This window comes from Pseudomonas sp. 3A(2025), from assembly GCF_054589175.1.
The window spans coordinates 307,440-319,628 of sequence record NZ_BAAILM010000034.1 but is presented as its reverse complement, the minus strand read 5'-3'; the positions used below and the strand labels follow the sequence as shown (position 1 = coordinate 319,628).

The window sequence follows — 12,189 nt, the reverse complement described above, 5'->3', positions numbered from 1 at the left end:
TGTTCTCCGTGAGGGATCAATGGCTGCCCGAATGACCGAATCCGCCAGCACCGCGTTCGGTCTGCTGAAACTCGTCGACCAGCTCGAAATGCGCCTGCACCACCGGCACCAGCACCAGTTGGGCGATGCGCTCGCCGATGGCGATGGTGAACGGTGTCTGGCCACGGTTCCAGCACGAAACCATCAGTTCACCCTGATAATCGGAGTCGATAAGGCCGACCAGATTACCCAGCACAATGCCGTGTTTGTGGCCCAGCCCCGAGCGCGGCAGGATCATGGCGGCAAGGCCTGGGTCCTGGATGTAGATCGAAAGTCCTGTAGGGATCAACAGGGTCTGGCCCGGCTCAAGGACCGTGTCCTGTTGCAGCATGGCGCGCAGGTCGAGACCTGCCGAACCGCCAGTGGCGTAGGCCGGGAGAGGGAAGTCGCTGCCAATGCGAGGGTCGAGGATCTTGGCTTGTAGAGCGTGCATTCGTAGTCAGGCCTGATTCATGCGTTCTGCGATAAAGGTGATCAGCTGGCGGGCAATCTTGCCCTTGCTGGTCTGGGCAAAGAGCGTTGCGTGCAACGCCCGGTCAATCACGCTGCAAGCGTTTTCCTCGCTGTTGAAGCCGATGCTGGGGTTGGCCACATCGTTGGCGACGATCAGGTCGAGGTTCTTGTCCTTGAGCTTGCGTGCAGCATAGTCGAGCAAGTGCTCGGTCTCGGCGGCAAAGCCGACACTGAAAGGACGGTCGGGACGCGTGGCAATGGTGGCCAGAATGTCCGGGTTGCGGACCATCTGCAGCAGCAAGCCGTCGCCGTTCGTAGGATCTTTCTTAAGTTTGTGCGGGGCGATGACTTCAGGGCGGTAGTCCGCCACCGCCGCCGAGGCGATGAACAGGTCGCATGGAATCGCCGCTTCACAGGCCGCGAGCATGTCGCGGGCGCTGACCACATCGATGCGCGTCACCCGGTCCGGGGTCGCCAGACTCACCGGGCCGGTGATCAGCGTGACCCTGGCGCCGGCTTCCACAGCCGCCTCGGCGAGGGCAAAGCCCATCTTGCCGGAGCTGTGGTTGGTGATATAGCGCACCGGGTCGATGTTTTCCTGGGTCGGGCCGGCGGTAATGACCACGTGCTGGCCGGTCAGGCTCAGGCGCTGGAAACACTCGGCCGCGCACAGGGCCAGGTCACCGGGTTCGAGCATGCGCCCGAAGCCCACATCACCACAGGCCTGCACGCCGGACGCCGGGCCAAACACCTTCCAGCCGCGATCTTCGAGCTGGCGGGTATTGGCCTGCACCGTGTGGTCGCGCCACATGGCCTGGTTCATGGCCGGGGCAATGGCCACGGTGGCGTCGGTGGCCAGCACGATGGTGGTCAGCAGGTCATTGGCGATGCCCTGGGCCAGCCGGGCGATGAGGTCGGCGGTGGCGGGGGCGATGAGGATCAGGTCGGCCCACCTGGCCAGCTCGATATGTCCCATGGCCGCTTCCGCTGCCGGGTCCAGCAGGTCCAGGTGTACCGGGTGTCCCGAGAGGGCTTGCATGGTCAGAGGGGTAATGAATTCCGCCCCGGCGCGGGTCATGACGACACGCACTTCGGCGCCCTGGTCGCGCAAGCGGCGAACCAGTTCAGCGCTCTTGTAGGCCGCGATGCCGCCGCCGACGCCCAGAACGATGCGTTTTCGATACAGCCGCTGCATAGGCCTGCCTTGTCTTGGTCAATGGCGCGATGGCGATGACGCCTCCCCAGGCCGGGTCGCCGCGCAAAAAAGATGGGCTAAGATAGCACAGCGTCTGCACTGGAACAGCGACGTCCATGGCAGTGCACGCACAACACAAGGAGGTGTTATGAGTATTCGTGACTGGCCCGCCGCGGAACGTCCGCGCGAGCGATTGTTGGCACTGGGGGCGACCAGCCTTTCGGATGCCGAACTTCTGGCCATTTTTCTGCGCACCGGGGTGGCCGGGCACAGCGCGGTCGACCTGGCCCGGCATCTATTGAGTCAGTTTGGCAGCCTGCGCACCCTGCTCGAATCCGACCTTACGGCCTTCAGCGCGCACCTGGGGCTGGGGCCGGCAAAATTTGCCCAGTTGCAGGCGGTGCTGGAGATGGCACGCCGGCACATGGCCGAGACGCTGCGCCGCGATTCGGCGCTGGAAAACCCCGAACAGGTGCGCAGTTACCTCAAGTCGCTGTTGCGCCACGAGCCGCATGAGGTGTTCGGCTGCCTGTTTCTCGACAGCAAGCATCGGGTGCTGGCGTTCGAGGTGCTGTTTCATGGCTCGATCAATGCCGCCTATGTCCACCCGCGGCAAGTGGTCAAGCGCGCCCTGGCGCACAACGCCGCCAGCCTGATCCTCTGCCACAACCACCCTTCGGGCGTCAGCGAGCCCAGCCGCGCCGACATCGAGCTGACCAAACGGCTGATGGAGACGCTGGCGCTGATCGATGTCGAGGTGCTCGATCACGTGATCATCGGCGACGGCGAGCCGCTGTCACTGGTCGAGCGCGGCCTGATGTAGCGGCAAGAACACCTCGACGCGACGGCAAGGCCTGTAGGCGACGATGCGGATCGGCCAGGGTTATTTCACATCCACCTTGTAGAAATCCTGGCGGCCAAACGGATTGACCTGATAACCGCTGACCTCCTTGCGGGTCAGCACAGCGGCGGTCGGGTGGGCCAGGGGCAGCCACAGTGCCTGTTGCTGGATCTGCGCCTGGGCCTGCTGATAGAGCTTGCTGCGTGCGGCCTGATCGCTGGTCGACTTGCCGTCGCTGATCAGCTTGTCCAGGCCCTTGTCGCAGTAACGGGCGAAGTTGGTGCCCGATTGCACAGCGGCGCAGGAAAACTGCGGGGTCAGGAAGTTATCCGGGTCACCGTTGTCACCGGCCCAGCCCATGAACAGCAGGTCATGCTCGCCGGCCTTGGCACGGCGAATCAGTTCGCCCCATTCGATGACCCTGATTTCGGCGTCGATGCCGATCTGCTTGAGATCGGCTTGCAGCAGTTGCGCGCCCAGCCCCGGATTGGGGTTGAGCAGGCTGCTCGACGGCCGGGTCCAGATCGTAGTCCTGGTGCCTTCCTTCATACCAGCCTTGGCCACGAGTGCCTTGGCCTTGGCGACGTCGTGGGCATAGCCCGGCAAGTCCTTGGCGTAACTCCAGGTGGTGGCCGGAAACGGACCAGCGGCGCTTTCGGCGGTGCCTTCGAACACGGCCTTGAGGTAGTTGGCCTTGTCGAACGCCAGGTTCACGGCCTGACGCACTTCGGGCTTGTCGAACGGCGGGTGCTGGGTGTTGATGGCCACGAAGGCGGTCATGAAGGCTTCAGTCTTCTCGACCTTGAGGTTCGCATCCTCGCTGGCCGCCGCGATATCCAGCGGCTTGGGCGACAGGGCCACCTGGCATTCGTTACGGCGGATCTTTTGCAGGCGCACGTTGGCGTCCGGGGTAATGGCGTAGACCAGCGTGTCGATGGCCGGCTTGCCGGCAAAGTAATCCGGGTTGCCGCTGTAGCGCACCACGGCGTCTTTCTGGAAGCGCTTGAACACGAACGGCCCGGTGCCGACCGGCTGGGTGTTGAGTTTTTCCGGCGTGCCGGCCTTGAGCAACTGGTCGCTGTATTCGGCCGAGTAGATCGAGGCGAAGCCCATGCTCAGGGTCGCCAGAAAGGTGGCGTCGGCACGGCTCAGGACAAAACGCACAGTGTGCGGGTCAGGCGCTTCGATCTTCTTGATCAGCGAAGGCAACTGCATCGATTGCGCATGCGGAAAGCCGCTCTGCGCGATCTTGTGCCACGGATTCTGCGCATCGAGCATGCGATTGAAGCTGAACAGCACGTCGTCGGCATTCAGCTCGCGGGTCGGCTTGAAGTAGTCGGTGCTGTGAAACTTGACCCCGCTGCGCAGCTTGAAGTCATAGGTCAGGCCATCGGCCGACACCGTCCAGCTTTCAGCCAGACTCGGCACCAGCCTGGCGCTCTGTGCATCGAAGTCCACCAGGCGGTTCATCAACACATCGGCCGACGCATTGGTGGTGGTCAGCGAGTTGTATTGCACGACATCGAAGCCCTCGGGGCTGGCTTCGGTGCACACGACAAGGTTAGCGGCCTGGGTGATGGCCGGAAACAGCAGCGGGGCGAGCAAAATAGGGAGTGCAGCTAAGCGCATGGCTATAATTCCTGTTCAGATAGGGCCCCATCTGCCGGTGCAGTCTGGTGAGGGATGTACCCTAGACGATGTCATGGCACAGAACAATCAATGCGGTGCGACGAGCGGTCGATTGACGATGACCGCCGCAGGCATGGGCATTGGCCGTGCAAGGGCATTGCAAAACACTTTGCCAGTTGTTGACTGCCGGGGTTTCTGGTATAAAGCAGCGCTCTTTTCTAGGGCCCGGCTCTTTACCCATCAGGTGAAGTCGGTAAGACCCTTGAAGAAACGCGGCGCACCATGCGCCGAATGACTGAGAGATTAAGCGGCCAACCCATGCCGGGTTGGGCATGTGGTTTTAGAGGGCTGAGGCATGTCGAGAGTCTGTCAAGTTACCGGTAAGGGTCCGGTAACCGGGAATAACATTTCCCACGCAAACAACAAAACCCGTCGTCGTTTCCTGCCAAACCTGCAGCATCACCGCTTCTGGGTTGAGAGTGAAAAACGTTTCGTTCGCCTGCGCGTTTCCGCCAAAGGCATGCGTATCATCGACAAACGCGGTATCGATGCGGTCCTGGTTGACCTGCGTCGCGACGGCAAGATCTAAGGAGACTGATCATGCGTGAATTGATTCGTTTGATTTCGAGCGCTGGTACCGGTCACTTCTACACGACCGACAAGAACAAGCGTACTACTCCGGACAAGATCGAGATCAAGAAATTTGATCCGGTTGTTCGCAAGCACGTGATCTACAAGGAAGGCAAAATCAAGTAATTGATTTTAGCTTCCACAAAAAAGGCCCGTATCGCGAGATACGGGCCTTTTTCGTGTCGCTCAGGCAGAAACGCAATCAGCCAAAGCTGAAGCCGGTGATGCTGTCATCAGCATCGGCCTGCACAGTGATGCGGTCCAGATCGTATTCCCTGGTGGTGATATCACGAGGGCCATGCACGCGAGCACGACCGGTCAGTTCGCTGATGTACCCCCGTGCAGCCGGCACATAGCGGCTGCCGATCAGAAATTGCAGGGTCTGGGTGATTTCGTCGTTATTCATGTTTGTCTTCCTTGAACATTGAGTCCGTTGATCTGGACGCCTTCAGCATCACCCTGAACAGCCCCTGCGGTGCGTTACTTATCTATAGCTACGGCTTCAAAAATCACATAAATCTTGCGACATGTTTCGAGCACCTCCCAAGTGCCCTTGAAGCCTGCCGGAATGACGAAGCGGTCGCCGGCACGCAGGGTCTTGGCCTGACCTTGCTCATCGCGCAGCACCGACACGCCATGCACGATCTCGCAGTACTCGTGCTCGGTGTAGTTCACCTGCCACTGGCCGGGTTCACCTTCCCACACGCCGGCGCTGAATTGCGCGCACGGGCTGTTGTAGTGGTTGTAGACGGTCTGCTGCGGGTCGCCCTTGAGGATTTTTTCCGGGGCAGGGCGATAACGTTCGGCTGCGGTGCCGGCTTCACTGAAATCGACGATGGTCTGAATGGTCATGCAGATCCCCTTGAGCAGTTGATAGATACATTACGAAGCAGCGGATGATGCTTGCTCATGTGATCGTTCAATAAATTAAACACATGAGGCTTTTGTTACCGATTTTGTCAAATATATTGGCTTTTTTCACGGATGCTGGTTTAGGGTGGCGAACCTTTATGGCTGTCTTCGATCCACAGCCAGACCATCATCGAACAGTAAGAGGACATGCGTATGACCACCCTGACGCTTGCTGACTGGGAACAACGCGCCCGCGATCTGAAGATCGAAGGCCGTGCCTTTATCCAGGGCCAATATACCGATGCCGCCAGCGGCGCCACCTTCGACTGCATCAGCCCGGTCGATGGCCGGCTGCTGGCCAAGGTCGCCAGCTGCGACAGCGCAGACGCGCAGCAAGCAGTCGAAAGCGCCCGCAAGGTGTTCGAGTCCGGCAGTTGGTCGCGCATGGCGCCGGCCAAGCGCAAGGCCACCATGATCCGCTTTGCCGCCTTGATCCGCCAGCATGTCGAAGAGCTCGCCCTGCTTGAAACCCTCGACATGGGCAAGCCGATCGGCGACTCCTCCAGCATCGATATTCCCGGTGCTGCCCAGGCACTGAGCTGGAGCGGCGAGGCCATCGACAAGCTGTACGACGAAGTCGCCGCCACCCCGCACAACCAACTGGGCCTGGTGACCCGCGAACCGGTCGGTGTGGTTGCCGCCATCGTGCCGTGGAACTTCCCGCTGCTGATGGCCAGCTGGAAACTGGGGCCTGCACTGTCGACCGGCAACTCGGTCATCCTCAAGCCGTCGGAAAAATCCCCGCTGACCGCCATCCGCATCGCGCAACTGGCCATCGAGGCCGGCATTCCGGCCGGCGTACTCAACGTGCTGCCCGGCCATGGCCACACCGTGGGCAAGGCGCTGGCACTGCACAACGACGTCGACACCGTGGTGTTCACCGGTTCGACCAAAATCGCCAAGCAATTGCTGATCTATTCCGGCGAGTCGAACATGAAGCGGGTCTGGCTGGAAGCCGGTGGCAAGAGCCCGAACATTGTGTTTGCCGACGCACCGAACCTGCAGGCTGCCGCCGAAGCCGCGGCCAGCGCGATCGCCTTCAACCAGGGCGAGGTCTGCACCGCAGGCTCGCGACTGTTGGTCGAGCGCTCGATCAAGGACCAGTTCCTGCCGCTGGTAATCGAAGCACTCAAGGGCTGGAAACCGGGTAACCCGCTGGACCCTGCGACCACCATCGGTGCGCTGGTCGACACCCAGCAGATGAACACCGTGCTGTCGTACATCGAAGCCGGGCATGCCGACGGCGCCAAGCTGGTGGCCGGCGGCAAGCGCATTCTGGAAGAGACCGGCGGCACCTACGTCGAGCCGACCATCTTCGATGGCGTGAACAACGCCATGAAGATCGCCCAGGAAGAAATCTTCGGCCCGGTACTGTCGGTGATCACCTTCGACAGCGCTGAAGAAGCCATTCGCATCGCCAACGACACCCAGTACGGCCTGGCCGCTGCGGTGTGGACGTCGGATCTGTCCAAGGCACACCTGACCGCCAAGGCGCTGCGTGCCGGCAGCGTGTGGGTCAACCAGTACGACGGCGGCGACATGACCGCGCCGTTCGGGGGCTTCAAGCAATCGGGCAACGGCCGCGACAAGTCGCTGCATGCGTTCGACAAGTACACCGAGCTGAAAGCGACCTGGATCAAGTTGTAATTTCAACCATGCCCGCCCCTCAGCAGTGGGGGGCGGGCGTTTTTTTTGTCTGTGGAGCGGTAAATGCGTTGGGGTACCTATTTCGCCGTGCTGGCCTCGGTGCTGAGCGTCGGCCTGGCGATTGGCGTAAGCATGCCGCTGGTGTCGCTGCGCCTGGAAAACTGGGGCTATGGCAGCTTTGCCATCGGCGTCATGGCGGCCATGCCGGCGATTGGTGTGCTGGTCGGTGCGGGACTGGCCAGCCGGCTGGCGGCGTATTTCGGCACACCGAACCTGATGCGCCTGTGCCTGTGGTGCGGCGCGCTGTCGGTCGGCCTGCTGGCGCTGTTGCCGTATTACCCGGTGTGGCTGGTGCTGCGCCTGATGCTCGGGTTGATCCTGACCATTGTCTTTGTGCTGGGCGAAAGCTGGATCAACCAGTTGGTGATCGAGCGTCTGCGCGGGCGGCTGGTGGCACTGTATGGCAGCACCTACGCCTTGAGCCAGCTCAGCGGGCCGCTGCTGCTCGGCTGGATCGGCACCGAGGCCGATTATGGGTTCTGGATCGGTGTGGGCCTGCTGCTCTGCTCGCCGCTGCTGTTGCTGGGCCGTAGCGGTGCGCCGAGCACCGAGGCCTGTCATGTGAGCTTTGTCGATCTGTTCGCCTTTTGCCGAAACATTCCGGCGATTGCCTGGGCGGTGTCGCTGTTTGCAGCGTTCGAGGCGATGATTCTGACCCTGTTGCCGGTGTACTGCCTGCGCCAGGGGTTTAGCGCCGACATCGCGTTGCTGATGGTCAGCACCGTGGTGGTCGGCGATGCGCTGCTGCAATTGCCGATTGGCCTGCTGGCCGACCGCATGTCGCGGCGTACGCTGTTTACCGGCTGTGCGGTGCTGCTGCTGATCACCAGCCTGCTGGTGCCGGTGTTTATCCACACCGTGCTGATCTGGCCGCTGTGGGTGCTGTTTGGTGCCAGTGCCGGCGGCCTGTTCACCCTGTCGCTGATCCTGATCGGCGAACGCTTTCGCGACGATGCACTGGTGCGCGCCAATGCTCACGTTGCACAGCTGTGGGGCATCGGCTGCCTGCTCGGGCCGTTGATGGCCGGGGCGGGCAGTCAGTGGGTCAGCGGGCACACCTTGCCGTGGCTGATGGCGGCCGGCGCATTTGGCCTGGTGTTGCTGTTGCTGCGCCAGGGCGCGTTTGGTGACAAAACGGTGGCCGCGTAGAACAGGTCGGGCTGCGATCCGTCGGCATTACTCCGTACGTAGGACCGACTTTAGTCGGGAAAGGCGCGATACAGTGCTGAGACCCTTCGCAGCTAAAGCAGCTCCTACGCGGCCCGGTGCGTACCGGTCATTGCTTAAAGCATTCGCTCCAGGCCGATGGCCTTGCTCATCCAGGCATTGAACCGGCGCCACCAGTCGCCCGGTTCCTTGTGCAGGGTATGCATCTGGCCGTTGTCTTCGGTGACCCAGACGATCTGGCCATTTTCCAGGCGCACTTGATAACTGCGCTCTGGCGACATGCCTTCCAGAGTCAGCTCGCGCAGTTGTTCGGCCAGAGGTTTGCTGTCGACCAGAATGCCGATTTCGGTGTTCCACAGCACCGAGCGCGGGTCGAAGTTGAACGAGCCGACGAACATTTTCTGGCGGTCGAAGATCATCGCCTTGCTGTGCAGGCTGGAGTCCGAGCCACTGCTGATCAGCGAGGGCTTGGCGAACAGATCGGAGCTGCGTCGCCCCATCGACGACGGATCGCCGGGCTGGCGGCGCATCTCGAACAGCTTCACGCCGTGTTCCAGCAGGGCCTGGCGATAGGGCGCGTAGCCGCCATGCACAGCGGGCACATCGGTGGCTTCCAGCGAATTGGTCAACAGGCTGACGGCTACACCGGCATCGGCACGCCCGGTCAGGTAGTCCTGGCCTTGCTGGCCGGGCACGAAATAGGCCGAAATCAGCATCAATTCCTGTTTGACGTGGATCAGCTCCGGGGCCAGCTGGGTGGTCAGCAGCAGGTGCGGGTCCGGGTCGCCTTGCGACAGCACCTTGGTCGGCGCGTCCCACAGCACCTGGCTGTGCGCCCAGGTCAGTTGCTTGAGCCAGGTCGCTAGCGCAGGCTGGGTCTTGTAGGTCATCAGCCGCTCATACAGCTGTTTGTGCTGCTGGTGCGCCTGTTGCAGCGATGTGGCGAGCTTGCGCCGGGCCTTGCTCAGGTCGTGGTGGCTGGGCAGGAAATACATGAAATCATCGATGGGTTTGCTCAGGCGACTGTTCCAGTACTGGTCGAAACTGTGCCCGAGCTGTTCGGCGACCGGTCCCGCGCTGAGCAGGTCGATATCGGTGAAATTCAGCGTGGGTTCGGCATCGAAGTATTCGTCGCCCAGATTACGCCCGCCGACGATGCCGACGCTGTTGTCGGCCAGCCACAGCTTGTTGTGCATGCGCCGGTGCTGGCGCGACAGGTTGAGCAAGCGCCCGACACTGCGCGTCACTCCGGTTTCGCGGCCCAGCGCCTGTGGGTTGAACACCCGGATCTGGATCTGCGGGTGCGCCGCCAGGGTGGCGATGGTCTGGTCCTGGCCGTCGGTGGTGGTGTCGTCGAGCAGAATGCGCACGCGTACGCCACGGTCGGCGGCCTTGAGCAATTCGTCGACCAGCGTGCGCGTGCTCAGGCCGTCATGGACGATGTAGTACTGCAAATCGAGGCTGGTCTGCGCCATGCGGATCAATTCTGCCCGCGCGCTGAAAGCCTCGCCGCTGTTGGACAGCAAGCGAAAGCCGGAACGGCCTTCATGGGGCTGCGCCAACGTCTGGATCGAAAGCCCGAAGCTCGACTGCGCCGCCGGCAGGGCCTGGCTGGGTTCGCTGTGCACGCTGCGCTGCGCACAACCGCCCAGCCCAAGGGTGGCGCACAGGCATAAGGGCAAGAGCCATCGTCTGTTCAAGAGCTGTACCTGCGTACTCGATTTGGCGATATGACCGCCATGAACGGGTAAAAGTTACGCTTGCTGTGCCATCAACCGCTTGATCGTCTCGCCCACCGTGCGCACGGCCGCTTCGATCTCGGGTGTCGGGCGAGCGGAAAAATTCATGCGCAAGCAATTGCGGTACTTGCCTGAGGCAGAAAAGATACTGCCCACGGCGATCTGAACGTTGTGCTCCAGCAACGCGCGGTTCAGGCGCAGGGTGTCGAAGCTCTCGTCCAGCTCGACCCACAGCATGAAGCTGCCTTGCGGGCGGCTGGCGCGGGTGCCTTCAGGAAAGTAGCGCATGACCCAGTCGATCATCTGGTCGCGGCAGCGCTGGTACTGGCTGCGCATGCGCCGCAAGTGCGGCTCGTAGTGGCCGTCCTGCAAAAATTCGGCGATGGCCAGTTGCGGTTGCGGCGCGGTGGAGCCGGTGCTGATGTATTTCATGTGCAGCACCTGCTCCAGATACCGCCCCGGCGCGACCCAGCCGATGCGCAAGCCCGGCGCCAGGGTCTTGGAAAACGAACTGCACAGCAATACGCGGCCGTCTTCGTCGAACGACTTGATAGTGCGCGGGCGCGGGTAACTGTAGGCCAGGTCGCCATACACATCGTCTTCGACGATCGGCACGTCGAAACGTTGTGCCAGGCGCAATAACGCGCGCTTGCGCTCTTCTGGCATCACATAGCCCAACGGGTTATTGCAGTTGGGCGTCAGCTGTATGGCCTTGATCGGCCACTGTTCCAGCGCCAGCTCCAGTGCTTCCAGGCTGATGCCGGTCAACGGGTCGGTGGGGATTTCCAGGGCTTTCATGCCCAGGCCCTTGAGGGTTTGCATGGCACCGAAAAAACTCGGTGAGTCGACCGCGACCACATCGCCCGGCGAACACAGGGCACGGATGCTGGCCGATATCGCTTCGTGGCAGCCCGCCGTGATGATCACCTCGCTGGCTGTCAGGTTGCAGCCCGAGTCGAGCAGCAGGCGCGCCACCTGTTCGCGCAGGGCGTCGACACCGTGAACATTACCGTAATACAGGCCGGGCATGTCCTGATGGCGGCTGAGCTGACTCAACGAACGCAGCAGCGGGCGCAGGGTCGGGCTGCTGACATCGGGCATGCCGCGACCCAACTGGATAATGCCTTTGGCTGGCGAGCAGCGGATCAGGTCGAGCACCTGCTCCCACTGGGAAATATCCACAGGCCGCTGGACGGGACGCCCCACGCCCGGCAATGCCGGCGTCTTGCGGCTGGCCGGCACGAAGTAACCGGACTTGGGCCGTGGCGTTGCCAGGCCGTTATCCTCCAGCACCCGATAAGCCTGCTGCACGGTGCTCAGGCTGACGCCGTGCTCCAGGCTCAAGGCCCGTACCGACGGCAGCCGGTCGCCGGGCCGGTAGAAGCCGTTTTCGATGCGCGAGCCCAACAGCTCGGCCAGATTGACATACAGGGTCACGGCATACTCCCGGCGGCTTGCGCGCGCATTGCAATACAGATAACGCAAAAATAAAGCATTCAGAGCAATCCACAAGCCATCTGTACGGAAAATATAAGAAGTTTTTGGATCTGTATCGTCGAACCAGATTTCGCCATCATCTTCCTCACGCAATCCTAAAGGGAGGAAGCGAACATGAACGGGTTCAGTGATGTGCAATCGGTGCTGCAAGGCTGCGAACGGGATACGCGCCAACCGGTCGCCAGCGAGAAGCGTGCAAACCATCCGCCGGCCGCGTGTGCGCAGCCGCAGCCCGTTTCAGGGCGCTGGGCGCTGTATCGCCATCGCTGGACATCGCGCCGGGCCTTGCTGCAATTGACCGACGACGAACTGCGCGACATCGGCCTGGATTATTCCCAGGCACGACTGGAAGCAGGCAAGCCGTTCTGGCGTGAATGAAC

13 protein-coding genes are annotated in these 12,189 nt (G+C 61.8%); 6 read left to right on the top strand and 7 right to left on the bottom strand.

What is annotated here, in order from left to right:
* Nucleotides 1-16 precede the first annotated feature (16 nt).
* Both dut and coaBC read right to left on the bottom strand, forming a co-directional pair.
* Nucleotides 17-472: a dUTP diphosphatase gene (gene dut / locus ACYP2A_RS15405; protein WP_459746236.1), complete on the bottom strand. Its 456-nt coding sequence runs from the start codon at nt 470-472 to the stop codon at nt 17-19.
* A gap of 6 nt (nt 473-478) precedes the next feature.
* On the bottom strand, nt 479-1,687 hold the full coding sequence (gene coaBC, locus ACYP2A_RS15400) for a bifunctional phosphopantothenoylcysteine decarboxylase/phosphopantothenate--cysteine ligase CoaBC (RefSeq protein WP_459746234.1): 1,209 nt from the start codon (nt 1,685-1,687) through the stop codon (nt 479-481).
* Between the two features lie 148 nt (nt 1,688-1,835).
* Here coaBC and radC point away from each other — a divergent pair, with 148 nt between their 5' ends.
* Complete coding sequence (radC, locus tag ACYP2A_RS15395) at nt 1,836-2,510, top strand: RadC family protein (RefSeq protein ID WP_459746233.1); 675 nt, start codon at nt 1,836-1,838, stop codon at nt 2,508-2,510.
* Between the two features lie 60 nt (nt 2,511-2,570).
* Here the strand turns inward: radC and ACYP2A_RS15390 are convergent, their stop codons facing one another.
* Complete coding sequence (locus ACYP2A_RS15390) at nt 2,571-4,157, bottom strand: ABC transporter substrate-binding protein (protein ID WP_459746231.1); 1,587 nt, start codon at nt 4,155-4,157, stop codon at nt 2,571-2,573.
* 355 nt (nt 4,158-4,512) lie between these two features.
* Here ACYP2A_RS15390 and rpmB point away from each other — a divergent pair, with 355 nt between their 5' ends.
* Together rpmB and rpmG are read left to right on the top strand one after the other, a co-directional pair.
* A complete protein-coding gene (gene rpmB, locus ACYP2A_RS15385) occupies nt 4,513-4,746 on the top strand; it encodes a 50S ribosomal protein L28 (protein ID WP_459746230.1) in 234 nt (77 codons plus the stop codon).
* 11 nt (nt 4,747-4,757) lie between these two features.
* A complete protein-coding gene (gene rpmG, locus ACYP2A_RS15380) occupies nt 4,758-4,913 on the top strand; it encodes a 50S ribosomal protein L33 (RefSeq protein ID WP_007894709.1) in 156 nt (51 codons plus the stop codon).
* A 76-nt stretch (nt 4,914-4,989) separates the two neighbouring features.
* Here the strand turns inward: rpmG and ACYP2A_RS15375 are convergent, their stop codons facing one another.
* Both ACYP2A_RS15375 and ACYP2A_RS15370 read right to left on the bottom strand, forming a co-directional pair.
* Complete coding sequence (locus tag ACYP2A_RS15375) at nt 4,990-5,193, bottom strand: hypothetical protein (protein WP_459746229.1); 204 nt, start codon at nt 5,191-5,193, stop codon at nt 4,990-4,992.
* Between the two features lie 74 nt (nt 5,194-5,267).
* A complete protein-coding gene (locus ACYP2A_RS15370; protein ID WP_459746228.1) occupies nt 5,268-5,639 on the bottom strand; it encodes a cupin domain-containing protein in 372 nt (123 codons plus the stop codon).
* A gap of 213 nt (nt 5,640-5,852) precedes the next feature.
* Here ACYP2A_RS15370 and ACYP2A_RS15365 point away from each other — a divergent pair, with 213 nt between their 5' ends.
* Both ACYP2A_RS15365 and ACYP2A_RS15360 read left to right on the top strand, forming a co-directional pair.
* The gene (locus ACYP2A_RS15365; protein ID WP_459746227.1) at nt 5,853-7,346 is read left to right on the top strand and encodes an aldehyde dehydrogenase; all 1,494 of its coding nucleotides are present in this window, start codon (nt 5,853-5,855) and stop codon (nt 7,344-7,346) included.
* A 63-nt stretch (nt 7,347-7,409) separates the two neighbouring features.
* On the top strand, nt 7,410-8,555 hold the full coding sequence (locus ACYP2A_RS15360; protein WP_459746226.1) for an MFS transporter: 1,146 nt from the start codon (nt 7,410-7,412) through the stop codon (nt 8,553-8,555).
* A 134-nt stretch (nt 8,556-8,689) separates the two neighbouring features.
* Here ACYP2A_RS15360 and ACYP2A_RS15355 read toward each other — a convergent pair whose 3' ends face one another.
* Nucleotides 8,690-10,273: a phospholipase D family protein gene (locus ACYP2A_RS15355; RefSeq protein WP_459746224.1), complete on the bottom strand. Its 1,584-nt coding sequence runs from the start codon at nt 10,271-10,273 to the stop codon at nt 8,690-8,692.
* A 54-nt stretch (nt 10,274-10,327) separates the two neighbouring features.
* Entirely contained in the window at nt 10,328-11,749 is a 1,422-nt protein-coding gene (locus tag ACYP2A_RS15350; protein ID WP_459746222.1) for an aminotransferase-like domain-containing protein, read from the bottom strand.
* A gap of 174 nt (nt 11,750-11,923) precedes the next feature.
* Here ACYP2A_RS15350 and ACYP2A_RS15345 point away from each other — a divergent pair, with 174 nt between their 5' ends.
* Nucleotides 11,924-12,187, top strand: a complete 264-nt coding sequence (locus tag ACYP2A_RS15345; protein ID WP_459746220.1) for a DUF1127 domain-containing protein — start codon at nt 11,924-11,926, stop codon at nt 12,185-12,187.
* The last annotated feature ends 2 nt before the right edge of the window (nt 12,188-12,189 follow it).

Bases quoted from the DNA above. Each gene is read 5' to 3' on its own strand.
- ACYP2A_RS15360 (WP_459746226.1), top strand. From the start codon at position 7,410: ATGCGTTGGGGTACCTATTTCGCCGTGCTGGCCTCGGTGCTGAGCGTC.
- rpmB (WP_459746230.1), top strand. From the start codon at position 4,513: ATGTCGAGAGTCTGTCAAGTTACCGGTAAGGGTCCGGTAACCGGGAAT.
- ACYP2A_RS15345 (WP_459746220.1), top strand. From the start codon at position 11,924: ATGAACGGGTTCAGTGATGTGCAATCGGTGCTGCAAGGCTGCGAACGG.
- ACYP2A_RS15375 (WP_459746229.1), bottom strand. From the start codon at position 5,193: ATGAATAACGACGAAATCACCCAGACCCTGCAATTTCTGATCGGCAGC.
- ACYP2A_RS15370 (WP_459746228.1), bottom strand. From the start codon at position 5,639: ATGACCATTCAGACCATCGTCGATTTCAGTGAAGCCGGCACCGCAGCC.
- radC (WP_459746233.1), top strand. From the start codon at position 1,836: ATGAGTATTCGTGACTGGCCCGCCGCGGAACGTCCGCGCGAGCGATTG.
- ACYP2A_RS15365 (WP_459746227.1), top strand. From the start codon at position 5,853: ATGACCACCCTGACGCTTGCTGACTGGGAACAACGCGCCCGCGATCTG.
- rpmG (WP_007894709.1), top strand. From the start codon at position 4,758: ATGCGTGAATTGATTCGTTTGATTTCGAGCGCTGGTACCGGTCACTTC.
- dut (WP_459746236.1), bottom strand. From the start codon at position 472: ATGCACGCTCTACAAGCCAAGATCCTCGACCCTCGCATTGGCAGCGAC.
- ACYP2A_RS15390 (WP_459746231.1), bottom strand. From the start codon at position 4,157: ATGCGCTTAGCTGCACTCCCTATTTTGCTCGCCCCGCTGCTGTTTCCG.
- coaBC (WP_459746234.1), bottom strand. From the start codon at position 1,687: ATGCAGCGGCTGTATCGAAAACGCATCGTTCTGGGCGTCGGCGGCGGC.